Source organism: Rania fehmarnensis, from assembly GCF_056494185.1.
Genome location: NZ_CM151398.1, coordinates 6,682,610 through 6,708,822, shown reverse-complemented (window position 1 = coordinate 6,708,822; position 26,213 = coordinate 6,682,610). Strand labels below are relative to the sequence as shown.

General features: G+C 52.4%; 18 protein-coding genes. 5 read left to right on the top strand and 13 right to left on the bottom strand.

Annotated features, from left to right (window positions below; genetic code table 11):
• Window positions 1-78: 78 nt before the first annotated feature.
• The 12 genes from SH573x_RS22785 to SH573x_RS22730 all read right to left on the bottom strand — a co-directional run bounded on the left by SH573x_RS22785 (window position 79) and on the right by SH573x_RS22730 (window position 13,745).
• Window positions 79-1,134, bottom strand: a complete 1,056-nt coding sequence (locus SH573x_RS22785; protein ID WP_479350113.1) for a hypothetical protein — start codon at window positions 1,132-1,134, stop codon at window positions 79-81.
• A 135-nt stretch (window positions 1,135-1,269) separates the two neighbouring features.
• Window positions 1,270-1,641: a DUF6418 domain-containing protein gene (locus SH573x_RS22780; protein WP_479356796.1), complete on the bottom strand. Its 372-nt coding sequence runs from the start codon at window positions 1,639-1,641 to the stop codon at window positions 1,270-1,272.
• 950 nt (window positions 1,642-2,591) lie between these two features.
• Window positions 2,592-3,605, bottom strand: a complete 1,014-nt coding sequence (locus SH573x_RS22775; protein WP_479350112.1) for a lipopolysaccharide biosynthesis protein — start codon at window positions 3,603-3,605, stop codon at window positions 2,592-2,594.
• A gap of 370 nt (window positions 3,606-3,975) precedes the next feature.
• Window positions 3,976-4,776: a phytanoyl-CoA dioxygenase family protein gene (locus SH573x_RS22770; protein ID WP_479350111.1), complete on the bottom strand. Its 801-nt coding sequence runs from the start codon at window positions 4,774-4,776 to the stop codon at window positions 3,976-3,978.
• Between the two features lie 67 nt (window positions 4,777-4,843).
• Entirely contained in the window at window positions 4,844-6,001 is a 1,158-nt protein-coding gene (locus SH573x_RS22765) for an HAD-IIIA family hydrolase (RefSeq protein WP_479350110.1), read from the bottom strand.
• Window positions 5,994-6,854: an N-acetylneuraminate synthase family protein gene (locus SH573x_RS22760; RefSeq protein ID WP_479350108.1), complete on the bottom strand. Its 861-nt coding sequence runs from the start codon at window positions 6,852-6,854 to the stop codon at window positions 5,994-5,996. Before SH573x_RS22760 ends, SH573x_RS22765 begins: the two co-directional genes overlap by 8 nt.
• Window positions 6,855-6,922: 68 nt before the next feature.
• Window positions 6,923-7,969 carry a glycosyltransferase family 2 protein gene (locus SH573x_RS22755; protein WP_479350107.1) on the bottom strand — a complete coding sequence of 349 codons (1,047 nt, stop codon included), beginning with the start codon at window positions 7,967-7,969 and terminating at the stop codon, window positions 6,923-6,925.
• Window positions 7,966-8,853 (bottom strand): glucose-1-phosphate thymidylyltransferase RfbA, encoded by an 888-nt coding sequence (gene rfbA, locus SH573x_RS22750; protein WP_479350105.1) that lies wholly within the window; start codon window positions 8,851-8,853, stop codon window positions 7,966-7,968. The genes SH573x_RS22755 and rfbA overlap by 4 nt, the downstream gene beginning before the upstream one ends.
• 10 nt (window positions 8,854-8,863) lie before the next feature.
• A complete protein-coding gene (gene rfbB, locus SH573x_RS22745; protein ID WP_479350103.1) occupies window positions 8,864-9,919 on the bottom strand; it encodes a dTDP-glucose 4,6-dehydratase in 1,056 nt (351 codons plus the stop codon).
• Window positions 9,920-10,795, bottom strand: coding sequence for a sugar nucleotide-binding protein (locus SH573x_RS22740; RefSeq protein WP_479350102.1), 876 nt, complete (start codon window positions 10,793-10,795; stop codon window positions 9,920-9,922).
• A gap of 195 nt (window positions 10,796-10,990) precedes the next feature.
• Entirely contained in the window at window positions 10,991-13,339 is a 2,349-nt protein-coding gene (locus SH573x_RS22735) for a GumC family protein (RefSeq protein ID WP_479350101.1), read from the bottom strand.
• 205 nt (window positions 13,340-13,544) lie between these two features.
• Window positions 13,545-13,745, bottom strand: coding sequence for a hypothetical protein (locus tag SH573x_RS22730; protein ID WP_479350100.1), 201 nt, complete (start codon window positions 13,743-13,745; stop codon window positions 13,545-13,547).
• A gap of 1,883 nt (window positions 13,746-15,628) precedes the next feature.
• Here SH573x_RS22730 and SH573x_RS22725 point away from each other — a divergent pair.
• From SH573x_RS22725 to SH573x_RS22705, 5 genes are all read left to right on the top strand, one after another.
• Entirely contained in the window at window positions 15,629-19,342 is a 3,714-nt protein-coding gene (locus SH573x_RS22725; RefSeq protein ID WP_479350099.1) for an amidohydrolase family protein, read from the top strand.
• Between the two features lie 27 nt (window positions 19,343-19,369).
• Window positions 19,370-19,594 carry a hypothetical protein gene (locus SH573x_RS22720; RefSeq protein ID WP_479350098.1) on the top strand — a complete coding sequence of 75 codons (225 nt, stop codon included), beginning with the start codon at window positions 19,370-19,372 and terminating at the stop codon, window positions 19,592-19,594.
• Between the two features lie 88 nt (window positions 19,595-19,682).
• Window positions 19,683-20,993, top strand: a complete 1,311-nt coding sequence (locus SH573x_RS22715; RefSeq protein WP_479350097.1) for an amidohydrolase family protein — start codon at window positions 19,683-19,685, stop codon at window positions 20,991-20,993.
• A gap of 162 nt (window positions 20,994-21,155) precedes the next feature.
• The gene (gene pdxH, locus SH573x_RS22710; protein WP_479350096.1) at window positions 21,156-21,803 is read left to right on the top strand and encodes a pyridoxamine 5'-phosphate oxidase; all 648 of its coding nucleotides are present in this window, start codon (window positions 21,156-21,158) and stop codon (window positions 21,801-21,803) included.
• Window positions 21,804-22,416: 613 nt separating this feature from the next.
• Window positions 22,417-23,979, top strand: coding sequence for a transposase (locus tag SH573x_RS22705; RefSeq protein WP_479348734.1), 1,563 nt, complete (start codon window positions 22,417-22,419; stop codon window positions 23,977-23,979).
• A 185-nt stretch (window positions 23,980-24,164) separates the two neighbouring features.
• Here the strand turns inward: SH573x_RS22705 and SH573x_RS22700 are convergent, their stop codons facing one another.
• Window positions 24,165-26,024: a multiheme c-type cytochrome gene (locus SH573x_RS22700; protein WP_479350095.1), complete on the bottom strand. Its 1,860-nt coding sequence runs from the start codon at window positions 26,022-26,024 to the stop codon at window positions 24,165-24,167.
• Window positions 26,025-26,213: the final 189 nt, after the last annotated feature.

Sequence of the window (26,213 nt, the reverse complement as noted above, 5' to 3'; positions counted from 1 at the left end):
CGAACCGAGGCTGCGGATGTTCGCTTTTCACGGTCCACGGAAACAGTGCAACAAACAAAGGCTTGAGCCACGCTTGAGCTACCCGACTTCTTTGAGTCCGATGGTCAATTCTTTGGAAATCTCTTCGCAAGTGACCAGTTCTACGCCAACGGACTTGAGAAATCCAACCGCACTTGTATCTCCGCCATATGCGTGCTGCGTATAAAAATCAGAACCAAAATCAATGCAACGAATATCTGGGCGCATTATCTTCAGTGTGGCGAGTGCCGTACAACAGGTCCCGACAACTATTCCCGCTGGTATTTCCGCTGCAAGCATTTCAACACTCTTTCCTTCGCCCCAGAGTTCGAATTTAGGCAAAGCCGCGCGTTGTTGTGGCAAAGGAGGGTAGTTTGGATGCTGCTTAATAAACAATTTAGAATGAGGTATCTGCGATAGCCACTGTGCAAACGAATGGCCAAACTCTTCCGCGTACGCAAGGGGCATCCACTGCCATAACGCGGTTTCGACGTAAAGAATAGTATCAGCCGACGCCGGAACGCGTGGCTCAACCCGTGGAAGGCTAATGAAAACGATAGGTTTCCCACTGGCCACCAGGTATTTCTCAGTAAAGGAAATTACTGTGCAAACTGATTTGTCGTCCACACCGCTTAAGTGTCCCTTTGGACGCCCCCATTTTAGTCCTAGAATTCTCGAGAATAACCACTTGGACTGATTTCTCCACCAGGCCCGATTTTCAAGTGTAATGTTCTGAAAATTCATCAACCCCTCGACTACCACCGATAACGAGTAGTGTGTATTTAAGGGTTTTGGTTGAAAAAAGTGATTGCAGAGAACGTTGTCATTATTTACTAATAGTACATTTTGCAGCAACCCGAGCGCAAGACACTTCCTAATCACCTTTGCAGCTTTAAAGTAGAACGGAACGAACCTTAGTTGCCCAAGTGGTGTTAGCGACGCCTTTGCGGGATATTTCAACAACACTCCACAGTTATCTAACCACGACTGCGAAATCGGACGAAGGGTTATAACGCAGACGTCGGATAGCGGTATGCCATGCTGCAGGAAATATTCGCAGGCAAGTGTGGCAGACAAATTGTTGTTAAGAATCGCAACATGTCTTATTCTGTCCATTGAGCGCCTTTCAGATGTTCTTCCATTACTCATTCGGCGCTAGTAATCCATTCACAACAGCCCGAATCCTTCCCGTTTTTAAATACGGCAGATATTGGATTAAGACTCTTCACGGCTGCATAGAGGACGGAGGAACTAATGCCGCGATCTCAGTGCGATTCGCATTCGAAAGGCGAAGGCTATCCATATCGCCATTGCTACAAAAGCAATAACAAACTTGGGGGAGTACACTTCATTGAAATTGCCCCTCGCGTAAATAGACCCTACCCAAAGCCACAGGTAACTGGCCAAAAGCCCCAGCCCTAGGCTATTCTCGACTACGGACGCGCGTAACAACGCACAGCAGAATGCCATCATGAGGCCAAATAGGATACATGGAAATACTGCATATACTCTTCCCAACGCTAGTACAGATGTGCTCGGAAGACCTGCGGCTAAATTGACATCATTGTCATTGTAGTCGTCGACAAGATTTGTATCACATATTTCACTTATTAATAAATCCATCTCGCCGATCAGCAAGCCTGGTTTAAGTGAATGCATGTTTGAGTAATAATCACATGTCCAGTAAGCGCCCCCTTGGAGGTGCAGAAAACGTATCTTCAAAGCTTCCAGGGGCCCTTGGGCATTTCGAGCGATGCCTCTCCCAGCGACACTCGAAACTCCTAAGCATAGAATTAGAACAAATGCTGATATAATGGCATAGATCTCTCGTGATGACGCTAATGGCAATGCGTTCTCTTTTCGAAAGCATATGTTAATTCCGATTACAAGCGAAACTGGCACAAGAAAGCCGTGAAACTTCTGACCTGCGACTGCAAGCAAAAGTAAATAAAGCGACAAGATGGGCCAAAAGAACAACCACGAGCGCTTCGCGCGAGAGTGGATGTACCAAATTGTGAAGACTACTGGCAGTGCGACAAACAACTTCCCAAAGACAGTGGACAACTGCGGAATTTTTGCATAATCTTCCCAGTAATTGTATCTATTAACGGCTTCACTCCAAATGGCTTGCTGACGCGTGAGCAAAGCGTTGGCGAGAAACCCGAGTAAGCCAGTCGAAACAAAGAGCAGGGTTAATCGGTTTACCAGCGCGTTGAGGGAGTGCGCACACAGCTTGACGTCAACTCGGGCAAACCATTTGCTGAAGAGGATAACGGAAGCGAGGGTGACTGCGTTGTAGAGGATGCAACGATATCCGGCGTTTATATGATAGGACCTCAGCCCTGATTCGCTTACGTATATAGAATTATAGTCTAGGTATACAACAGATGACGTTATCGTTAGCGAGGTGTATGCTAGTAGGATGCAGAATGCGAATTGTGATCTGACAATTCGGAATCCGATCGTGAGCAAGATGGCGTAAGTTAACACCATCGTCAGTCCGCATGCAAAAAGATCCATTATCAATTCAACTTAACGACTGCGTCCAGTGTGGACAAATGTTCCGGCGTCATTTAAGAGACGGGCAACGGACGACGATGAGTTTCAACTCGCCCCAATGATAGGCTGATAACACTCGCCTGGGTCGCCAGAGCCAAACAGGTAGAAATGAGCAGTCCAACACCTCCGAAATACATGCATATCGGGACTACTGAGATCAAATAGGTTGCCACAGAGAATAGACTAGACAGCAATAAGATTTTAGTGTTTTTGACGGAGATCAGAATATTAGAAGCAAATGTTGCCCATATGTCGGAGAGCATGCACAGAAATAGAGCCACCGCATAGGGTAAGTTAAAGTGGTACGCTGCAGGCAGCAATTCCGCAGTGAGTAGACTGGCTGCGCAGAAAACAAGCACGAGAAGAGCTGCTAACGCGATGCAATAGCGCATCGCGCGCTTGAGCGTAGCGGTGCCCTCCTGGAATCGATTTGACGCGAAAAGATGACTTACTTCTGGACGCATTGCCTCGAAGATCGAGCGTACAATCATTCCGTTTATCAATATAACAAATGAGTAGAAGGTGTATCTTGCGACCTCCGTCCGATCAGTAAGGTAAGCGTCGCCAAACCACCTGCCGCACTGGACTAATATCCACGCGGCAACCACATATACAGCGGTCGGCCAAGCATAGTCCAAGCTCGCCTTCGCAAGTTTGAAGCTAAAGTGCCCGGACCAAAACTCAACGTACGTTGCCCATAGCCCGAATATCGCCCCACCAAGAGCACTCGCTAGAAAAGCGAGAGTCGTCGTCTCAACAATCGGCAGGTCGAGGTTTTCGAGCACAGCGATCGAACAAATGAGCACAATCCCCTCAATGAGGGTTTGCCCCAAAAAGGCTCCTGCGCGTCCCATTGTTCTCAGAAGATTAGCTGTAAATTCGGATAAAACCTTGAAGATGACGGTGACTAGGATCAGCGCCTGCAAAGCAGGGCTAGCCAGCGAAAGAGGATCCGTTATCCCCGTAATGCGAAGTACCATACCGAGTAACAATGCGGCACTCCCCGCCATCAGTACTCCAGAGGTCATGCTACTATAAAGGTAACTAGCTCTTTCTTCCCGATCCAAGTAGTCAAAATAAAGTCGACTTGGTGAAGTGTGAGTCCTCATTGAGAAGAGATGCGGAGCTAAGGCTAAGAAACTTGTGAGCAAGCCGAAACGTATAAATTCCTCTTGTGAAGCGGTTATAACTATAAGAGGGAGTAGAAGGTAGGCAGAACCACGTTGAAACGCGAAACCAACCACGTAGATCATTGCGCGAAATAACTGTACGGAAGTACTCACATTAAATTTCCCAGCCGTAAGCGTGAAGGCACTAGATCTAATGAATTGTCCCCTCATGGAAAATCAACCACTCTGAGGCATAGCGTAACAACCCGATGAAAATTGCCTTCAGTGTCTACGACAACCCCACGCTTGCAACACCGGCACTGCGCATCAACTCCCGCATCTGGGGAATCGTTGCATTAGGGCCAGTGTCACCGTTTTGCTTTCTCTGTCTGGCCATGTTGCGCTCTGCAAATTCCACTGTTTTGCTATTGTCCTTTCCAAACGTGAAGAACACCGACAACTTATCCGTACGTCCCATGGCCTTACGCATTAGCATATTTATACGATACTTCAGTTCGTTGCTGCGGATCATCTTTCCCATTAGTCTCTCCAGCAGCGATTTCCTGTCACCATGATGTAGAATTCTCACATCGAAGACGACAATGTCGCCCGCACGTGTTTCCAACTGATTGATTGGACCAGTAAATTGCCCCGTCTTTTGCGAACCTTCGCAAACGGTTAACCCTTGACTGTTTCCCGTATGCGACTGAAGATAGATACCGACTTTGTATACACAGAAGTCATCGGTGAGCACTTCGTTACCGCCAAAATACGCCTCTGTATCTGTGTGCCAATTGCCGAGGACATTCATGTGAATATCACTGTGAAAAGTGTATACAATGTCTTCGAATCCGGCAGCATCTCTAACTGAATTGAGAATGCCGGGGTGGTTACTCACCCAGCGAAGTTCCGGAACTTTTGAAAACGCATCCGACTGAGTCTTGCCAAACTCTGCAAATCGACCTGCTTGCTTAAAATAGTTGGATACCGTAGTGCGTAGTTTGTCAATCTCTTCTTGCGTCAGGATTGATCGATAAAGCACAAACCCTTTGGTCATAAGTTCTGAATGAGCATCGATTGCAGTTGACATGATGTTCAACATCCCAGGTTATTTTCTGCGAAAGAAATTACTGTAAGGAATTCTAGGTACAAAGTCACTATTCAACAGGCACACTCCGTGCGCGAAGAATAAGTTCACACAGCTCCCGCACCGCGCCCCTACCTCCAGCAGTCGAAAGGACTACGTCACAGAAGTCAAGAACTGTGGTCGCCGCGTCGGAGGGACAAGCAGATAATCCAGCAATTCTCATCGCCGGCAAATCGAAGATATCGTCACCCACCACTGCAACCTCGTGTCGCTCAACTCCATACTCCGTGATTAACTCGTCAAGCATTTCTGCTTTGTCTTGGACCGCAATTCTTACGGGAAAGCCCAATTTCTTTGCTCTTGCAAGCGCAATTTGAGAGTCCTCTCGAGTTACTATCACTACGGTCACCCCTGAATCAAGTAGTAGTTTCAGGCCGACTGCATCGCGTGTGTGAAATCGCTTGAGCGATTCTCCTCTGCTGTCATAATACATCGCACCATCTGTTAAGGTTCCGTCGACGTCAACCATTAACAGACGAACTTCATTCAACTTAGTCGCGAGCTGCCTGTCCTTGCGTTTGCGAAGCATGGATTCGACTTCAACCCAATCGTGTTCGTCATCGATTTCTGCAAGAGTTTCAGGAGGCATGGGATAAGTCATAATCCGCCCCCCAAGCCTGCATTTGGATTTCACCAGAATGCTTCGCGATGTGATGTAAAAGGCCCCATTCTCAACCAGAGTACCCATCCAATCCTGGCGCCGTGGCCGATATGCAGGATCGTAGTTCAACGGGGTTCCATCGACAGCCCAAAAAAAACGTTTTTGGATAACCCCAGAAACCAACGAATCGAATCCGCCGGACAGATAGCCACTCAAACCACCCTGAAGATCGGCAGCCGTCAGAAGCGGTGAAGTAGCCTGTATAGTTACAAGGTGGTCGAATTCTACTTTCGATGCAAAGTGCAGCATAACTTCCTCGCTACTGGCAGTATCAGAAGCGAACTCAGGCGGTCGGTCGATGATTTCAACAGAGGGTACTGTGTCCTGAACACATCTAGCAATTTCGGGACTGTCCGTTGAAACAAAAACCTTGTCTATTTCTGGAACTTTGAGTGCTTCATGGAGAGTCCAAGCGCATAATGGCTTTCCTGCGATTAACTTGATGTTTTTTCCTGGGATCCCCTTGGACCCACCGCGTAGCGGTATGAGTGCGACGATCTTATTCATCACTTACTTTTCGCTTTAGCTTACGACGCTGTTCCCACTCAATCGGTAGAATCTCTGCTCGCTTGTGGGTCAGAGCGAGCGAAACGTTTCGCAAATCACGCGCAAGACGTCGCATGCCGTCAGGTTCGAGACTAGCCGCGTGATCCGTGCCCTTCCATGTGCGATCGAGGGTGAAGTGTCGCTCGAACACGGTTGCTCCCAGCGCTAAAGCCGCGATGTCCGCAGCAAACCCTAAGTGATGTCCTGAAAAACCAATTGCCTTAACTCTATCTGAAAATTTCTCCTTCAACCGCGAAATCTCAAGAAGGCATATATCTTCGAAGGGTACAGGATAGCCAGACGTACAAGCGTACACCACTAAATCATTGGCTCGCCCTCGCTTGTCGTAATAGTCTACTATGGAGTCTTCTTCCGAGTGATTCGACATACCCAAAGAAACATGAATTTCCCCTTTGTAATTATCGCAAAGGAACCCGGCCAGTTCGAAATCAACGTTGCATGCCGACGGAATCTTCAGCAAGCTTGGCTCAAGTGCAGCGATTTCGCGAGCCGCAGTCAAGTCCCACACAGAAGTGGAGTAGATCACACCTAGCTCCTCACACCACTGTTTGAGTTGGCGATGTTGATCTGTGGAAAACTCAAGAAACTCCCTATGCTCTCCGTAAGTGCTTCCATAGCTATTGACAGGGTTGGGATGTGGTCTGTTGTATTCTTCCTCGCTTAGTAACTCTTTGTTGGTGCGCTTCTGAAATTTTATGACTTCGACGCGGCAAAATATCGCCGCCATCTTGATCAGCTCATAAGCTATACTCATCTCACCTTTGTGATTACAACCGACCTCAGCAATTAGCACTTCTTCACCTGCAAGTATAAGTAATTAAATTCTACGTCTAAAAATGTCGACTTTTGCTTTCACAACGCTCAGGCCGCCGTTTCGCCCACTACCGCAGGCTCCCCACAAGCTCCATCGCCTTTTAGTGCTGTATCATCGTTTGCTGTAGATTGACTGGCATTTTGGTTGTTCCAAACCACTGAGCGCGATGCCCAACTTCGGTGGCAGAACCGCGACTTCCAATAATACTTTTGGGAACTAAGTAATGTTACCGCTGAACGAGGAAGCCAAACTCCCATCAACCCCAACCGTATACCAGTCCATTTGGCCGCGAGATACAGGAATGTGTAAGGAATCAAATGAGGCCGAGTAGTCAGAATGCGGCTTAGTAATTCTCGAGCAAAATGAGCTCCTCTAGATTCGACTGGACCAGCCAAACGCACAATCCAATAGTTCTCACCACGGATGTAGCCATTGTCGAAGTTTCTCTTGAACTCTTCCCAAAGAGTATAATCGTGCGAATGTTTCACGACGGCATCGGACGTATATCTGATTGCGTAACCGCGAGACAGCATTTTCGCAACTGCAATATAGTCCTCGTTTGTTAAAGTCGGAGCAAAACCGCCAATGCTGTCGAGTGCCGAGTTGGAATATGCTGAGCAAGAGTCAGAGCAAAAAAAGGTGAAGACACCGTGCTTTTCGGTATCTTGAATAGTTCTCGTTACACTCTCGGCTGGATACAAGAATTCTCGCGGAAATGAAGCAAACACCGATGCGCCATCATGTGGAATTTGCCGCGCATAGGTCACAGCTGCTGTGCCATCAATTACAGGTTGAACCAAGCTTTTCAAGAAGCCTTTGATGGGTATCACGTCTTGCGTGAGGTAGACGGCAATCTCGAACTCGCCCAAGTACTTTCTGGCAAATTCACGAGTTGCGCCGTGATTGAAGTCGGCTCTGGGTATAACGACTGTACGAACACCCGCGTAACCTTGCGCTCGTTCGACGGTGTCATCGCTTGAGGACGAATCGACAACCAGAACCGTATGCTCCTGTTCTTCCTCCGTCAGTGCTATCAGCAAGCGGTCAATTTCAGACCCAGCATTTAAAGTCGGAATAATTATAAGTACTTTCATCGCAGTAACCCCTCCAGGTATCTTGCGTAGCTTGAGCTACCATGCCTAGTTATCGCAGCCTCTACACCCGCTTTATCAATCCAGCCATTTCGAAAGCTGATTTCTTCCAGACAAGCAATTTTTAGTCCCTGCCGTTCCTCTACGACCTCGACGAACTGCCCTGCTCTAAGCAGAGACTGATGCGTGCCCGTATCGAGCCATGCAGTTCCCCTGCCCAACATTTCTACGTAAAGCTCGGAATGGCGTAGGTACCGGAGATTCAAATCTGTGATTTCCAGTTCCCCCCGCTTAGACGGCTTGAGCTGTCGCGTGTGCTCCACGACTTTGTGGTCGTAGAAATAAAGACCCGGGACAGCAAACTTAGACTTAGGATTCTCGGGCTTCTCCTCGATCGATACAACTTTTCCGGATTCGGAAAATTCAACTACGCCGTAAGCCTGCGGGTCATTAACCTGGTAGGCGAATACAGTACCGCCTACCGTGCGACTTGACGCAGCTCGCAATGAGTCGGCCAGGCTATGCCCATAAAAAAGGTTATCTCCCAAAATTAAAGCAGAGGAATGCCCTTGCAGGAAACCACAATCTTCGGCAATTAGGAACGCTTGCGCCAACCCATCTGGCGAAGGCTGTGAAGCGTACTGAAAAGTGACACCGAAATGCTCGCCTGTACCCAGCAACTGTCGAAAGTTCGGCAGGTCTGAAGGTGTAGAGATCACCAGAATCTCTCGTATTCCCGCCAACATTAAGATTGAAAGTGGGTAATAGATCATCGGTTTGTCATACACAGGCATCAGCTGTTTGGACACCGAGAACGTCAATGGGAACAGCCGACTGCCCGTACCGCCAGCCAACACAATCCCCCGCCTCGCTAAACTCTCGCCCATTACTTCACCTTCATACCTTCCCGATACGTTCAAGTCGATAGTCTCCGGAGAGAATTCCCCGCCACCAATGCTCGTTCTCAAGATACCATTCGACGGTGGTCTTTATTGCGAGTTTGAAATCGTGACGGGGCACCCACTCCAGTTCACGAGCCGCCTTGCTCGCATCGACTGCATAACGCAGATCATGTCCGGGCCTATCCTTCACAAACTCAATCTGTGAGCTATAGAGTGCGCCGTCGCTCTTTGGTCGCAATTCGTCCAGAAGCTGGCAAATCGTGTTGACTAAGTCTATGTTTCGCAGCTCATTGTTGCCGCCAAAATTATATGTCTCTCCTGGAACCCCGCGTCGTGCGGCGGAGATCAGCCCTTCGCAGTGGTCTGCGACATATAGCCAATCCCTGATGTTTTCCCCACGACCGTAGACTGGCAGTGATTTCCCTAAAATGGCATTAAGAACAATTACTGGTATGAGCTTTTCTGGGAACTGAAAAGGACCGTAATTATTCGAACAATTTGTTACGACCACGGGTAGTCCAAACGTATGGAACCAGGCTTTCGCCAGCAAATCCGAACTGGCTTTGGACGCCGAATAGGGTGACCGAGGGGAGTAAGGAGTCGATTCCGTGAAATACCCTTGTGGTCCTAACGAGCCATACACTTCGTCTGTAGAAACATGTATAAACCTGAACTCGTCACGACTAGCTGCGTCGAGCTGTTCGTAGTGGTAACGGCTGGCCTTAAGCAGATTGTGCGTTCCCAAGATGTTTGTCGTCACAAATGCATCTGGACCGTCTATTGACCGATCCACATGACTTTCCGCCGCCAAATGAAAGATAGTATCGGGCAAGATGCAGCTGACGGCGGAATGAATAGCGGCGTATTCCGCGATGTTTGCGTGCACAAAGTTGTATCGCGGTGAGTCTGCGATATCCCGAAGCGACTCGCTGTTTCCAGCGTAAGTCAATGCATCGATGTTCCAGATTTCGCAATTCGTGTTCTTCATCAACAGTCGGATCAAGTTGCTTCCGATAAATCCACAACCGCCAGTAACAAGTATTCGCTTCATCTAACGGACCTCGTGAACCCAAGTCTTAAGCGAATCCGCAATAGCCTCTGTCGCGGGTCGCAGGTAAATTCCGTGCGATTGCAATTTTTCAGAAGAAAGAACGCAATTACTTCGTGGAGCACGTGCAGCGATTGTCATGAACTCCCGTTCGTTCGCAAAGAATGAATAGTCTCGTTTGCACACGCCACTCGCCAAAATTAATTGTACAACCTCGCGTGTAGTAACCGAACCGGGGTTTGTAATGTTATAGATTCCATATGGTATTTTCCGGTTCCAGGTTTCCAAGCACGCGGATACAAACTCATCCAAATGGGAAATGGAGTTTGTCGCTTCTAGCAATTTGTTATACCTCATTAGTTTCGAAAGGTAATTGCGAGAGCTGTCTATGTTGTTAAACGGAATTCTCAGTCGCCAGATGTATAACTGTTCACACCCATGCAACAGTTCCTCACCTAAGGCTTTTGATCCAGAGTAAAATGAGCAGTTGTTCTGACGGAAGCTAAAATTCGGAGCGTCTTCCTCGGTGAAGCCGATTCCGTCTTCGCGTGCTCCGGTAAAGATGCAGCCCGACGAGACATGCCCCCAAGGTATGCCAGCACACGCGCACGCAGTCGCGATCCTGCCAGGAAGTATCGTGTTGCCAAGCAGGCAATCAAGCTTGTGATCCTCGCAAGCGTCAACGTTGGGCTTGCCAGTGTATCCAGCCGAATTGATGACGAATGTAGCTTTGCAATCTCGAATTTTCTGCAGGAGTATCTGTGGATCGTAATAGTCGGTTTCCGAGCGCGACAGCGAAAGGAATTTGACGTTCCTTTTGCGAAGCTCCTTCTCGAATGCATTCCCTACGTAGCCCTTACCACCGAGAAGTAGAATCATTTTATTTTGCTGTAAAAACTGAAGCTTGCCAAAGGCCCGTTGGGACCATGGTGTTGCCGACTCTCGATTGGTGCAACCGCACAATTCAGGTCGGTTTTGACGATCTGTTTGAGACTAATACACGACACGTTGTAACTACCTCACCGTTTTCTGAGGAGTATTCAGCTCGATGGGTAGAATGTATTTTTACTGTAATTAGGTAGGTGACGATTCTCTTGCTGGTTCGACACTCTTAGCTTCGCCGGCAGCATAGTAATTACGATAAGCTTTGACGTAGCCATATTGTGAGTTGCCGTAATAATTGTATGAGCTGTATCCATAGGCTTGACGCATGCTGTCGCGGCCATTGACAATGATCCCGTCGGGAACCCGGCCGACCTCTTTAAGAATTGCAGCTGCCCTCTCGACCAATCCACGATTGTTTTTCTGAATTCGTACGGTCATTAGGCAGCCATCTACATGCTCGGAGATAATCACAGGGTCTGCCACCGCGAGTAGTGGCGGTGCATCTATCAGAATAAGATCAAATTCACTCCGACTCTTAGCGATGAATTCCAGGAATGCACGTGATTCAAGTAATTCTGCCGGCTCACCCGAAGTCGCACCACAGGGACAAATAAACAAATTGGACTGGGGACTTGCGAAAACAATCTCTTCAAACTGAGCGTTGCCCAGTAGATAATCCGTAATCCCACAACTCGGTTTCAATCCAAATGTCTTAGCTACAGTGGGACGTCTCAAGTCGCCATCGACGAGCAGAACTTTTTTACCGGTCTGTGCAAGCGTAACCGCCAGATTGTCAATCGTAGTTGACTTTCCATCTGCCGGGCTCGGACTGGTAATCATCCATACCTGCTTGTTTTCTTTTTTGGCAAGGTAAAGCACCGAAGTTCTCAGCACCCGAAATGTCTCTGCGGCACTTCCGCGAGGCGCATGGAAAGTGATTAGCGAAGGGGCGACCGACGATGTCGCGTGCGTAATTTTCCCAAGCTTCTCCAACTCAAGCCGCGGCACGTGCGCTAATATATTTGTCCCGATGACCGCTTCCACGTCTTTTGGATCTCTAAACGTTCTGTCCGTATACTCGGCTAACACTGCGAGCCCTACTCCAAGCATGCCACCGGCTAGGATTCCAATCGCCAAAAGAATTAGTGTGTCAGGCCAAACTGGCTCTTCAGCGGCGAAAGGGTATACAATTAAGTCAGTTGAAAATCCTGAATAATTGTTAGTAAGGTTAATCTCTTGCAGTCGCTCAAACACCTCGTCATAACGCTGTCGCGCGCGATCCAAATTTGCTTTGAGAGAGTTACTCAATAAGAACGATGTCTCTCCCTCTTTCGCCAATCGTGCTTCGGCCTCTGAAAGTTCGAGCAGTTTTTTTTCACGGGCCTTCAATTCGGTGATGTCAGATTCTAAGACGCGGACATAGGCAGTCAGCATCTCACTTGGCGATGCATGCATTCCGCGCGTGTCGGCAGCTTCTGCCGTTTTGCTGCGCATGTCGCCGATATATTTTTGCATAGATTCGATCTCGCGAACTGCTCCTAAATACGCCGGATGCTTGGTTCCAAAAGTCGATAAAAGCTTGTCACGCCGACTGATCAGCGCTAGCAGCTTTTGATACTCCGCGAGGGTTGAGGCATGATTGGTTGCTCTGGCCAAATTCTCGTCAGCCGTTTCAAGACCGCGGTTGGTCGAGATTTCCACAAACGCTAACAGTCTCTGAACTTCTTTCTCGTCCATCAGCGACAGCACCTGGACGTCTGTCAAATCCTTGAGATTCTTACCTTTGGCATACTCTCTTATGACAGCGTAGCGCGATTCGGCCTGGGCCAAAGTCCTCCGGATCTCAGACAATTCGCTTTCAATGTTTTTCAAACGAAGCCGATGGACATCTTCGAGCGTTTCATGTCCATTGGAGGCTGTTGTGAGGAGTCCTGGTATGTTAGCTACATACTCACGGTAATCCTTTTCTGCCGTTCGCAATGAATTCTCATTCTCGATAAGCGACTTCGCTATAAGGTCGGCAGCTTCAGTTCCAATGTTTCGCGATTTTTCATCAATATACGACTTATAGCAATCATAAATGGCTTGTAGTACATCGGCAGCATGCTGTGGGTCCGGGTCAAGGTAAGACGCCTTTATAATACTTGCGTTTCTTGCCAGGCCGTCGCCTCCCCGAGTGATTTTTAGGTTCTCCTGAATGTCCTCCAGTAGCTCTGGAAGTCCTGCCGACTTTCTTGCCTCCTCAACAATCCGCTGACTACCCAACAACTCCATATGTGTTGACAGAATTTCTTCTTGTACTGTCGTCGAATCATCGACGCCGCTTGAGCCTGTGCGAGTCAACTCAGATGACCGCTGGCCGACGAGTACGGACAACTCAGCTTCGTAAATCGGGGTTTGCTGGAAATAAAATACCACCGCAGCGGTCACCCCAACGAGCAGACCAAGCATAATATGCAGGTAGCGACGCCGCAAAATCCCGAGTATATCTATCTCGATTCCCAACTCGTCTTTTTCATTCTTTTTCAAATCAGCCATGGAATAACCGCCAGATCGATGTGGAATATCAAAATGAATTTGCGGAAGCTGAGCTTGCGCTACAAGGCAAGACGGCGCATAATGCCGCAGGTTGAGGTGGCGAGCGGTGTCTTTCGTCGCTTGGCCGAACCGCGGGATGCGGGGGTGGACAAGGGGACAACGGCAGCGCGGGGCCACTGGGGGTCGCTGAGACGCTTCAGTGCGGTTAGCGACTGGAGATGGCGAGCGTCTTGCTCGCGGAGCGTCGAGCTTGATGCGGGATCAAGCTGGACGGGGCGGACTGGGCTGGTGAGCGGTTGGCTTGGCAGACCGCAAAGGCCGAGTGCGCGAGTGTAAGTTCGATGAGTTGGCTGAGATACCAAGCCGGCCCAGGCAGCGAACGAAGCTGCGGGCGCGCGGGTTGCATATTGAGTCATTACTTAAGCAGTCATCCAAAGGGTCAGGACAAGTGAGGGGCTCACCTGACAGGTCTGATTGGTTGAGGGGGCACTAATCAGGTCGAGCGAAACGGATGTTTGGCTGCGAGGCGTTGGGGTTCAACTGAGTGATCTCGGGCGGGCACAGTGTTGCAGGGGTGCTCAGTGAACTTGTTTTGATTGTTTTAGCAGAGTTGTGTGGGGAAGGGAAATGATTGGTGATGAATTGTGTAGCTTGCGCGGGTGCTGGGCCCCCTCCCGCAGACGAAGGCTGGTGGAGGTGACGGTGGTTGGCGGCTTCTAGCTGGTCAGTCGTGCTTCCACTGACGCGAGGTCAGTGGAGAGCGGCGGTGACACTTCGTTCCTGTGGGTGACACTTGGTGTTTTGCCAAATGAGACCTTTAGGCTACGAGGGTGGTGAGCCTGCAAGTGACGTTAATAGTTGCGGATGTTTGCGGGCTACAAACTATCCGAGTGTGTGCTCCTGTGCACACGGACGACGATGTCGTAAAGGGGGGATTTATGTCCGTTACACCCGCAGGGGCTTGCGTGTGCCGATTCATCTTAACCTCCGTATGCAAAAAAAAAATAGTCACTACGGGGCCGAAAACCGCCAACACCCGAGTAACTCTTTTGAGCTGCCGACAAGGTACTCCTGCACTCAATTGAAGACGCTCTAACGGCAACTCTGTACCCACTGTTAGTTCACAAATCTCCAAAAAATACCTAAAGATTTCAAGCCACGCTCTCGCATGGGTGATTTCTTTCCCTCTTGCGAGTTTCGCCACACCATAGAGCGTGGATAGCTAGCTATTCTTGGCGGCTTAGGGGGGAGTGCAATGCTGGCGCTGGCTTTGGGGGCGCGGTGGGTGGTGAGGGGTGAGGCTGTGGGGTGGTTGCCCTTAGGGTGGGAGCGAAGATTGGCACCACGAAGGACACGAAGAGCACGAAGGAATCTATCTTCGTGCTCTTCGTGTTCTTCGTGGTGGCTGAAATAGGACTGCAGTCGCCCCTCCCGAATCTCGCAAAGCCTCGATTCGACCTCCCCATGCTGCGCATGGAGAGGTGACCCCTCCCGAATCTCGCTAAGGCTCGGTTCGACCTCCCCATGCTGCGCATGGAGAGGTGACTGCTGCCGAATCTCGCTAAGGCTCGATTCGACCTCCCCATGCTGCGCATGGAGAGGTGACTGAGCGGCTGGGGACAGCCGCTCTACACCATTAAAAGAAAAAGCTCCCGGAGGTGAACGAGTCCCAGGGGGGCGGAGGACTTCTGCTTAACTTCCGGGAGCAATGTGCGTTTTAAAATGGCTGATCAAACTTCCTGTTTGACCAAGCCACATTGGTGATGAACCGTTGAGGAAGATGTACTTAACTCGGCATCCATGCACAAGGGCAGTTTTCATCTTTTCTGCTGAGTACCAATTCAACCTAAATTGAATCGACCTCCATGCTAGCTTCGCCTTCAACAATCCGTCGCACGCATCCGCTCACCAAGGTCCTTGGTCTGCGTTTGCGATGGGCCAACAATACGATTTCTAACCAAACCACGTCAAGGCAAGTTTTTTTGTTTTGGAGATTTGTGAGGAGGGGGAGAGTTTTTAAACGCAGAGACGCGGAGGGCGCAGAGAAGAGCGGGACTAACATTATGCTAGCGCTTCAATTACGCTAGGGCGAAGGCGGATTGGGGTCTAAAGTCTGGCGACTTCGGCTACGGGTTCTTTCGTGATACGGTCCAAAGTCTGGCGACTTCGGCTACGGGTTCTTTCGTGATACGGTCCAAAGTCTGGCGACTTCGGCTACGGGATTTTTCGTGATGCGTCCAAAGTCTGGCGACTTCGGCTACGGGATTTTGGCTTCGGGGATTTCTGTTTATGAGTTTCTTGCGTTCGCTTTGGCCCGCTGGCGCTCTGCTGGTGGGCTGCTTGGTTCATGCTTCAACTGTGCTGGCCCAGACGGGGACGGCGCCTGAAGTTGGTATTCAGTCGCGCGTGGCCGCCTGCGTGCTGCTGAAAGGTGGGCATGTGGTGATCAGCCCCGATCGGCAACTCGACGTCGGAGATGTGCTGGTCCGCGATGGCAAAATCATCGAAGTGGCCGCGGAGATCAAACCGCCAATCGATGCCGAGACCATCGATTGCAAAGGCAAATATCTGTACGCCGCCTTCATCGATCCACTGGTCGAAATCGCTGTGCCGCAAGTGACGCGGACCGATGACCATTGGAACGCTGATATCACGCCGCAACGCTCGGCCACCAGCGCTATTCCGACCGATGACAAACTGGCCGCGCAATATCGTAAAGCTGGCTTCGGTACGATTCTGATCGCCCCTAATGACAAGATCATCAAGGGCACCAGCGCGGTTATCACGACCGCCAAACTACCCGCCGCTCAAACGACGCTGCGAGCGACCGCTTTTCAACATATGGCGCTCGTCAAAGAACGCGGCGAACGCGGCAACTATCCGACTAGCCCAATGGGTGTCGTGGCGTTGACTCGACAAACACTCAGCGACGCTCAGTGGTATCAACAAGCCCAACAAGCGTTTCGCGCCGATCCCTCACTACCGGCACCGGATAAAAATGCAGCTCTGGAAAGCCTGGGCCAATTGATTCGCGGCGATCAAGTGGCGATGTTCGATTCGGGCAACGAACTGTACTCGATGCGCGCCGATCGCATGGCCCGCGAATTCAATTTGCGAGCCGTCATCCGTGGATCGGGCCGCGAGTATCGACGCCTCAATGAAATCGGCCAGACCGGCCGCACGTTTATCGTGCCCGTCGATTTTCCCAAGCCACCCGAAGTCGGTTCGCTGGACGCTGTCTCCAATGTCTCGTTGCAAGCTCTGATGCATTGGCACCTGGCTCCCGAAAATCCTGGTCGCATGGAAGCAGCCAATGTGCCTTTCGTGCTGACCGCAGCGGGATTGGCCAACACCGCCGACTTGCTGGAGTCGGTTCGCAAAGCGATCACGCGCGGCTTGAGTGCACCAACTGCGCTGGGTGCACTAACGACGCGGACCGCGCGACTGCTGGAGATCGATCACCTGGTCGGTTCGCTCGAACGCGGCAAGCTAGCTAACATTTTGATCACCTCTGGAGAGTTGTGGGACAAGAAGACCACCATCGAAGAAACTTGGGTGCAAGGCGAGCGCTATCGCTATCAAGAGAAATCGACCATCGATGCTAGCGGCAAGTGGAAGTTGACGTTAAGCGGCCAAAGTCTGGCGACTTCGGCTACGGGGGACCAAAGTCTGGCGACTTCAGCTACGGGGGACCAAAGTCTGGCGACTTCAGCTACGGGGTTGCCGGCTGAGTTGGAAATGAAGCTCGAGAATATGACCGATAAACCTAAGGGCATGATCGGTCTGCCTGGACAACTCGAGCCGGCCAAGAAACCCGAGCCCGCTGCACCAACTAAAGGTGAAGCCGAAGCAGAGAAGCCCAAAGATGACGCAGAAGCGAAACCGCCTCAAGTCCAGCCTGAAAAGCCGCTGGAACTGAAGAAGCCGGATAGCGATAACCCGCCCAACGACGACACCGCTGTGCCGCCGCCAAGTGAGCCAGCCAAACCGGCTGACGGTAAGCCAGTTGATTCGAAGCCGGAAGATAAACCCGCTGAATCAAAGCCGGAAGATAAGTCGGCGGCTGATAAGAAGGCTGATAGCAAAACAGAGGAGCCAGCTAAGAAGGCTGCGGAACTCAAGCCGCTGTCGGCCAGCGACTATCGCGTCGAAGCCAGCTTCGATGCCAAGAAGATTGTCGACGGTCAAAAGGGTCAAGCTCGATTGTCGCTGACGCTGCTGAATGACACGCTGGTTGGTCGCATCTTATGGCCCGATGGCACCATTACGCAGGTCACCTGCGTGAAGGTCACCTCTCCAGGGCTTCGCCCTGGGGAGGTCGAATCGAGCCCTAGCGAGATTCGGGAGGGGTCTGGTGGTAAAGAAGGCGGTAAGGAAGAAGTCGCCCCTCCCGGTGCTACGCTGCGCGTGCACCGACCTCCCCAGGCGAAGCCTGGAGAGGTCACCTCTCCGGGGCTTCGCCCTGGGGAGGTCGAATCGAGCCCCAGCGAGATTCGGGAGGGGTCTGGTGGTAAGGAAGGCGGTAAGGAGGAAGACGCCCCTCCCGGTGCTACGCTGCGCGTGCACCGACCTCCCCATGCTGCGCATGGAGAGGTGACAGAGGCGGCGGTGACAGTTAACTATCCGCTGGGGGCGTTTGGGATGAAGGCTCAGCCGGAGCAGCCCGAATGGTTGCTGATTCAAGATGCGACCGTGTGGACATCGGACGAAGCCGGCATCTTGGAAGAGACCGATGTGCTGGTCCATCGTGGCTTGATTCACGAAGTGGGCAAAGATCTGAAAGCACCTGAAGGCGCGACGGTGATCGATGCTAAAGGCAAACATCTTGCGCCGGGGATCATCGATTGCCATTCGCATATGGCGACCGATGGCGGCGTGAATGAATCGGGCCAGGCCGTGACGGCCGAAGTGCGGATCGGCGACTTCATCGATCCCAATGATATGAATATCTATCATCAATTGGCCGGCGGAGTGACCGTCGCTAACGTCTTACACGGTTCGGCCAATCCGATTGGTGGTCAGAACCAGGTAATCAAACTGCGTTGGGGCGCGACCGACGAAGAGATGAAGATGCGCCAAGCGCCGCCGGGCATCAAGTTCGCGCTGGGCGAAAACGTCAAGCAAAGCAACTGGGGCGAGCGATCTTCCGGTCGCTATCCACAAACACGTATGGGCGTCGAGCAGATCTTCCGCGATCGCTTCGAAGCAGCCAAGCTGTATAAAGCGGCCCGCGCTGCAGCTGGCACTGAGAAAGCCTTGCCGGTGCGACGCGATTATGAGCTGGATGCCATCGTCGAAATTCTCGACAAGCAACGTTGGATCCATTGCCACAGCTATCGACAAGACGAAATCTTGGCGTTCCTGCGAGTGTTGGAAGATTACGATGTCACGATCGGCTCGCTGCAACACATTCTGGAAGGTTATAAAGTGGCCGAAGCCATGGCCCGGCACGGCGCGATGGGCTCGACCTTCTCCGACTGGTGGGCTTACAAGATGGAAGTGATCGATGCGATTCCTTTTAACGGCGCATTGATGCACCGCGCGGGCATTGTGGTCTCGTTCAATTCCGACGACGACGAACTGGCTCGACATCTCAATCACGAAGCGGCCAAGGCGATCAAATACGGCGGCCTGGCACCCGCGGAAGCTCTGAAGTTCGTGACGCTCAATCCCGCCAAACAACTGCGCATCGAGCAGTATGTGGGTTCGATCAAGCCTGGCAAACAAGCCGACCTGGTGCTCTGGAACGGTTCGCCGCTGTCGACGCTCAGCCGCTGCGAGCAAACTTGGATCGACGGCCGCAAGTATTTTGATCGCGAAGTCGATGTCAAGCTGCGCGAAGAAGCCGAGACGCTGCGTCGCCAGTTGATTTCGAAAGTGCTCGAGTCGGGCGAAAAGATGGGCGGCGACGGTCGCGATCGCCGTGATCCATCGCTATGGTTTGTCCGCTACGACGAGTTCTGCCATCACTCCGGTCATAATCACGACGAAGAACATGAGTAGCCGAAGTCGCCAGACTTTGGAGGCGTGATGGTGATTCATCCAATCTCTGGCGAGATCGGCTACGGAACTCGTAGCCGAAGTCGCCAGACTTTGGTGGCGTTAACGCTTGATCATCCAATCTCTGGCGAGATCAGCTACGGAACTCGTAGCCGAAGTCGCCAGACTTTGGAGGCATTAACGCTCGATCATCCAATCTCTGGCGAGATCAGCTACGGAACTCGTAGCCGAAGTCGCCAGACTTTGGAGGCGTGATGGTGATTCATCCAATCTCTGGCGAGATCGGCTACGGGGACACATACTTTACATATCAACTAATAGACTTTACACATCAAGTAATTTCATGAACACACGCAAATGTTGGTTGCCGGTTTTGGGGGTGATTGTGGGGTTGGTTTCAGGGGGGCTGGCACATGACCAGATTCCTGGGGCGCCGCAGACCAAGCCGATTGTGATTACCAATGCCACGATTCACACCGTCAGTGGCCAGACGCTGAAGAGTGCTGGGATCGTGCTGAAAGAGGGCAAGATCGCGGAGATCGGCGAGAGCATCGCGATTCCGACCGACGCGGTGCGGATTGATGCCGCCGGTGGGCACGTGTATCCCGGGCTGATCGATCCGCTGTCCAATATCGGTCTGAGCGAAATTGATTCGGTGCGAGCCACGATCGATTCGCGCGAGATCGGCAATCTGAATCCCAATGTGCGAGCCGCGGCGGCCTTTAATCCCGATAGCGAGCTAATTCCCGTGGCTCGAGCCAATGGAGTGCTGCTGGGTGTCAGTGCGCCGGACGGTGGTTTGATCTGCGGCCGATCGGCGTTGATGATGATGGACGGTTGGACTTGGGAAGATATGACACTCAAGGCCGACGTTGGCATGCATGTCACTTGGCCGCGCGTGTCTAGTGGTGAAGGTGGTCGCGAGGGTGGACGCGGTGGTCCCGGCGCACCAGCCGGCGGTGGTGAAGATGAGCTGAAGCAGTTCCATGAACTGCTCGACCAGACCGAGCGATACCAGGCCGCCATGTCGTCGCCTCAACCGCCCAAGTTCGATGCGCGCCTGGCAGCGCTAGTGCCGGTGATCGAAGGCAAGCTGCCGATCATTGTCAGTGCTACGCGCGCCCCGCAGATTCGCTCGGCGGTCGCGTTTGCTAAGGCTCGCAAGTTGCGTTTGGTGATCTACGGCGGCTATGAAGCGCTGGAGTGCCAAGAGATCTTGTTGGCTGAGAAGATACCAGTGATCGTCGCTGGTGTTTATCGGATACCTGCGCGTCGCGACTTGCCGTATGACGATGCGTATACCTTTCCGGCTCGACTGCATGCGGCTGGAATTCCGTTTTGCATTGCCACGGCTGGTCGATTTGGTGGCAGCACTCTGCGGAACTTGCCGTATCATGCCGCGTCCGCTGCGGCGTTTGGTCTCGACCCCGAGGTGGCGGTGCGTTCGATAACTTTATCGACCGCCGAGATTTTAGGCGCAGCCGACCGCGTGGGATCGCTGGCCGTGGGCCTGGATGCAACTTTGTTTATCGCTGATGGCGATATCTTGGAGACACCTACGCAAGTCACGCATGCTTACATTCAAGGACGCAAGGTGGACTTGAACAGCCGCCATACTCAGCTTTATCGTAAGTACAGTGCGAAGTATGAATGAGTCGGCTGTGTCTCCTTTCGCTCCGCGAAAGGAAATTGTCGGCTTTCGCTCCGCGAAAGCTATTGCGATCAATGGAGATCGTGCAGTGAGTCTATGGTCCGAAGTACGAGGTGGGCAGATGGATGTTGAGCGTGCGCCTTTCGCGGAGCGAAAGGAGACATTATGACGATGCGTGATTTGCGGCGGAATTATGAGTTGCAGGCTCTGGAGAGGAGCGACCTGGCGGATGATCCGATCAATCAGTTTCAGCGTTGGTTCAGCGAAGCGACGGCGACGGAGCATCCGGATTGGTTGGAGCTGAACGCGATGACTCTGGCCACGTATGATCCGCAGAGTCAACAAGTCACGTCGCGCATCGTGTTGCTGAAACACTTGGACGAGCGCGGCTTTATGTTCTTCACCAATTACGCGTCGCACAAAGGCACGCAGCTAGCCGAACATCCGCAAGCGAGCCTCGTGTTCTACTGGCCGCACATGGAGCGCCAGGTGCGCATCGTGGGCCAGGTATCCAAGACCGATCGACGCACCAGCGAGCAATACTTTCATGCTCGCCCACGCTCGAGCCAACTAGGCGCCGCTGCCAGCCAACAATCGCGCGAGATCGACAGCCGTGAAGTGCTGGAGCGCGAAGTGGCGCGGTTAGATGTTCTGTATCTAGATCAAGTGATCCCCTGCCCCGAACATTGGGGCGGCATGCTGCTGACCCCAACGGAAATCGAGTTCTGGCAAGGCCGGCTCGATCGCTTGCACGATAGGTTTGTCTATCGGCAAGACGGACCGAAGTGGAAGGTATCAAGGCTGTCGCCCTAGGGGGGCACCTCTCCAAGGCTTCGCCTTGGGGAGGTCGAATCGAGCCGTGCGAGATTCGGGAGGGGTCTGGGAAGTACAGGTGATTAGTACCGCAGGAGTCTTGCCTGGCGCACTGCCCCCTCCCGCCGACGACGGCTGAACGCCGCGTCGGCGACCTCCCCCGCTGCGCGGGGGAGGTGACGGTCACCTCTCCAAGGCTTCGCCTTGGGGAGGTCGAATCGAGGCTTTGCGAGATTCGGGAGGGGTCTTGGCAGTGGAGTTGTTTAGTACCGCAGGAGTCTTGCTTGGTGCTGTGCCCCCTCCCGCCGACGACGGCTGAACGCCGCGTCGGCGACCTCCCCCAGCTGCGCCGGGGGAGGTGACCGTCACCTCTCCAAGGCTTCGCCTTGGGGAGGTCGAATCGAGGCTTTGCGAGATTCGGGAGGGGTCTTGGCAGTGGAGTTGGTTAGTACTGCAGGAGTCTTGCCTGGTGCTGTGCCCCCTCCCGCCGACGAAGGCTGAACGCCGCGTCGGCGACCTCCCCCAGCTGCGGAGAGTGCTGATTTAATTCCAATTTGCTCTGGCATGGGTATTATGGTTGAAGAGGCCGACGTTCCAACTCGGTGCAATCATTATGCTAACGAACCATCGCGATTTTTTGTTTGAGATTCGTGCGTCGGATCTGGCGATCTATAAGCGTGTGCTGCCGCTCAAGTCGCCCCTTTTAGATGCGTTGGAGATAGTCCCCTGGGAAAGTTTCCGGCCTGAGCTGGAGAAGTATTATTGTCGTGAGGGAGGTAGGCCCACCCTGCCAGTAATCCTCCTCCTGAAGGTGTTGTACCTGCAATATCTCTATCATCTATCAGACAGCAAAGTCCTAGAAAGAGCCAGTTCGGATTTATTGTTCCGCTGGTTTCTGCAAGTGCCGATTACTTGTAAGTTGCCGGACGGAAGTACTTTGAGTCGCTTTCGGGGTCGCATCGGAGAAGAGGGGATGCAGAAAGTTTTCGACCGACTGATCAGCTTCGCGCGCAGCAAGGGCCTTGTCAGCGATCGGTTGCGACTTAAAGATGCCACACACGTCTATGCCAATATTGCTGTGCCCACCACGTTGAAACTGCTGGCGCAGCTGCGAGAAAAGATGCTCGCTGCTATCGAGCCCATTGATGCTGAGGTCGCTCAAGGATTCCGTATCCGAGCCGATCGAAGCCGCGTCGAAACCGAGAAAGAATCCGAGGAGATTCGCCTTGATGCTCGTCTGGATTTAGTCGGCGACATCCTGACGTGGATGCTCGAGCAGCCCGATCCATCCCAAGAGAGTGATTGCCAAGAGTCTTGGAAACGATTCATCGAAGTACGTGCGCTCGCTCAAAAGATCGTGAGCGATTGCTTGAACCCAGGTCAGGGTGATCGCACGCTGAGCGTGGTTGATAGCGATGCCCGCCGCGGAATGCATGGCGAGTTTTACGACGGCTATTTGGTCGATGTGTTGATGGACGCCGATAGCCAGCTGATCACTCAACTTGAGGTGCTTCCGGCAAACGGTGCTGAGGCCCAAGACGCGGTTCATCTGATTGAACGCGAACAGCAAGCTCATGGCAACAAGATCGAACAGCTATCCCTTGACGGCGCGGGATTTAACGGGCCAATGCTGCGCGCGTTGGAAGGCCCTGGCGGGATGGAAGTTGATGTGATCACACCGCCGCGTGACTTCGGCAACGATGAAGGCTTTGCTTCGACGGCGTTTGCATTGACCTCAGACGGCGAGCATGTGACATGTCCAGCTGGCCACACATCCAATAAAGGATTTCAAGATGCCACGAAGCCTAACCGCACGACGTTCGACTTTCCGGCTAAGAAATGTTGGGGCTGTCCGTTGCTCGCGCAGTGCAACCCCAAGATGAAAGAGACCAGCCGTCGAGGTCGACGAGTGAATAAGAATGAGTATGAAGAAGAATACAAACGTGCTCGTCAGAAGTCCAAGACAGAGCAATACCAACAAGTCCGGCGTGAGCATCCGGCCATCGAACGGAAGTTAGGGGAAGTGGCTCGGCACGGGCGCGGTCGTTGTGCAAGATACTGCGGTCTGGCAAAAGTGAAGATCCAACAACTGATGACATGCTTCACAGTGAACGTCAAACGACTGGCAAAACTGCTTGCCGTGGAGCGCTGCGCACCGACTGTCGCAATCGGGTGAAAAAAGCCGTTCAAATCGCCGCTTTGGGCAGTCTGGGCTAAATTTCGCCTCGAGACGAACCAGGATTCGTAAATAACAACCTCCCCAGCGCGTTGAGTCAGCAAAAAAACAACCGCCCCACATCAATAAGAGACTACGCTTTGCTATTATCGCATCGCTCTCCTGCGCCGGGGGAGGTGACGCTGTTAATCCTTACCGGGGTGTTGGATTTGTTCCCAGTATTCTTCGAAGGCGCCGTCGTGTTGGAAGTCGGGGCTGTTGTCTTGGTCGTGGCATTGGGTGCAACGCTCTTTGGCTTCCGATAATGGTAAACGCATCTTTTCACGTAATGCGATTAACATGGCCTCGTCAGCCGCAGTGTCGCCGCTTTCGGCGGCTACGTGGGCCGATCCGGCTCCGTGGCAGTTCTCGCAGCCGTTGCCAGTTAACAGCGGGGTCTTCTCGAGCGATTCAAAGCCCGACGAATATGGATAATAACGCTGAGGATTCCAACCAGTGACGTGGCAACTCAAACACTCGGGATCAAAGTGACGTGGGATCATGCTGCGACTATTAGGCGGATGAACTAGCGATTCAGTCGCCGTGAAGTGCTCGCTGTTCTTCCACACATCAAAAGCTTTCGTATGGCAATCACCACATGATTGACTACCCACAAACTTGAGGTCATCTTCCAGACCTTGCACCGGCACGCGCAGGCCATCGAAGCCTTTGTCCTCGAGCTGCTTTTGATAGTCACCAAAGAGCTTCATCATGCGCGGTGAATCAGCGAACTGCGAGCTAAGAGCCACGCGTTGATAACGCACTGGCTCCGATTGGTCGGGATACAGCGCGACCAAACTGGAGAACATACCCTTGGCACCAACTTGCACTAACTTCGCCTGGCTGCCTTCGAGCTGCTCGAGCTGAAAGTCGGGCTCGGGGTAGTCGCCGGCACTGACGATCAAATCGATGCCAGGTACCTCGGCGCCATATGACCGCGACTCGGATAACTTGGCATGCGATAGCAGCACAATGTAATCACACTTCTTAGCCTTCAGCTCAGCCACAACTTTGCGCAAGGCTTCCACCGCTGGCGTGATCGTGATGTCCGATGAACCTTCCAGTTGCGGTGCAAAGCTGTCGCCGAGCACTGCAGTGACACCAATCTTGCGATTGCCAGCCTCGATGATGCGCATCTTGGGCATGTACTCTTCGACCAAGATGTAGGTGTTGGCCGAAATGAAAGGCGTTTGCACCGTGTCATCGGATGCCGATAAGGCCAATAGCTCTTGGCTGGATAGCTTCAAATCATCGACGCCAAACGTGACCGCGCGATAATCCATATCCTTGAGAGCTTTAACAGTCGTTTGCAGTTTGATCTCCGCTTGAATACCCGTGCGACGTTCGAAGTTGCCAACGTCCAGCGGTACAACGTCCCAACCGCGATCGCGCAGTTGCGTTAGCAGCGTATCGCGACGATTCAAGCCACCCTTTTGATTCTCCAGACCCGTGCAACCGCAGGGCTCAATGTATCCATGCTGCTGACCAGTGATAAACAACAGCGCCGCCGGCTTGGGCCACTCAGGTGCAATCGCTTGCTGCTTGTCGTCAAAGTTCGGAGCGGTCTGCGCGGACTTTTCAACGTTTGTGGTTGTCGCGGCCAGCGAAGCGACCGTCGATGGCTTGGCAGGCTCAGCTTCATCAGCGGATGAGATTTCCAGCGTGCCCGTCGAAGCGCTCGGTGGTGGCGCTAGAGGTTGAACTTGCAGAGCAGGTTTGGCGCTGGCCAGCGGTGGTGTAGGAGTAGTCGTGGGTTCGCTGGGGGTCTCCGGTGGCACACCGAGCGAGACATAACCATCGTCGGTCACTTCGATCTTGCCCTGCGGCTGTTTGGCAGCTGGGGTAGCGCCAGCGGCGGGCGACTTTGGCGTAGACTGGGCGGTCGTGTCGAGCGGCTTGAGGGGACGTTCAGGTTCACAACCTTGGCTGACCAGCAGCGCGGCGCTCAGCCAGCACAACTGGGTCAGGGCTGATGGACGTCTGCCACCACACAACGATCCTCGCATTCGTACGTTCCTTCGATAGGTTTTTCTGGACGCATTCTGCTTCGCGGGTTCATTTTAAAAACGCAGAGACGCGGAGGACGCAGAGAAAACATCTCCGCAAACTCTGCGTCTGTGCAGCTCAGTCCATGAATCCAAGCGAAAACGATAGGCCAAAACGGCAATCCTGGCCACAGCAAAATTCGTGCGTGC

Coding starts and splice junctions, on each gene's coding strand:
- SH573x_RS22785 (WP_479350113.1), bottom strand. CDS start 1,134: ATGGACAGAATAAGACATGTTGCGATTCTTAACAACAATTTGTCTGCC.
- rfbA (WP_479350105.1), bottom strand. CDS start 8,853: ATGGGCGAGAGTTTAGCGAGGCGGGGGATTGTGTTGGCTGGCGGTACG.
- SH573x_RS22730 (WP_479350100.1), bottom strand. CDS start 13,745: ATGCAACCCGCGCGCCCGCAGCTTCGTTCGCTGCCTGGGCCGGCTTGG.
- SH573x_RS22755 (WP_479350107.1), bottom strand. CDS start 7,969: ATGAAAGTACTTATAATTATTCCGACTTTAAATGCTGGGTCTGAAATT.
- SH573x_RS22770 (WP_479350111.1), bottom strand. CDS start 4,776: ATGTCAACTGCAATCGATGCTCATTCAGAACTTATGACCAAAGGGTTT.
- SH573x_RS22705 (WP_479348734.1), top strand. CDS start 22,417: ATGCTAACGAACCATCGCGATTTTTTGTTTGAGATTCGTGCGTCGGAT.
- SH573x_RS22720 (WP_479350098.1), top strand. CDS start 19,370: ATGGTGATTCATCCAATCTCTGGCGAGATCGGCTACGGAACTCGTAGC.
- SH573x_RS22735 (WP_479350101.1), bottom strand. CDS start 13,339: ATGGCTGATTTGAAAAAGAATGAAAAAGACGAGTTGGGAATCGAGATA.
- SH573x_RS22740 (WP_479350102.1), bottom strand. CDS start 10,795: ATGATTCTACTTCTCGGTGGTAAGGGCTACGTAGGGAATGCATTCGAG.
- pdxH (WP_479350096.1), top strand. CDS start 21,156: ATGACGATGCGTGATTTGCGGCGGAATTATGAGTTGCAGGCTCTGGAG.
- SH573x_RS22775 (WP_479350112.1), bottom strand. CDS start 3,605: ATGACCTCTGGAGTACTGATGGCGGGGAGTGCCGCATTGTTACTCGGT.
- rfbB (WP_479350103.1), bottom strand. CDS start 9,919: ATGAAGCGAATACTTGTTACTGGCGGTTGTGGATTTATCGGAAGCAAC.
- SH573x_RS22780 (WP_479356796.1), bottom strand. CDS start 1,641: ATGGATTTATTAATAAGTGAAATATGTGATACAAATCTTGTCGACGAC.
- SH573x_RS22715 (WP_479350097.1), top strand. CDS start 19,683: ATGAACACACGCAAATGTTGGTTGCCGGTTTTGGGGGTGATTGTGGGG.
- SH573x_RS22765 (WP_479350110.1), bottom strand. CDS start 6,001: ATGAATAAGATCGTCGCACTCATACCGCTACGCGGTGGGTCCAAGGGG.
- SH573x_RS22725 (WP_479350099.1), top strand. CDS start 15,629: ATGAGTTTCTTGCGTTCGCTTTGGCCCGCTGGCGCTCTGCTGGTGGGC.
- SH573x_RS22700 (WP_479350095.1), bottom strand. CDS start 26,024: ATGCGAGGATCGTTGTGTGGTGGCAGACGTCCATCAGCCCTGACCCAG.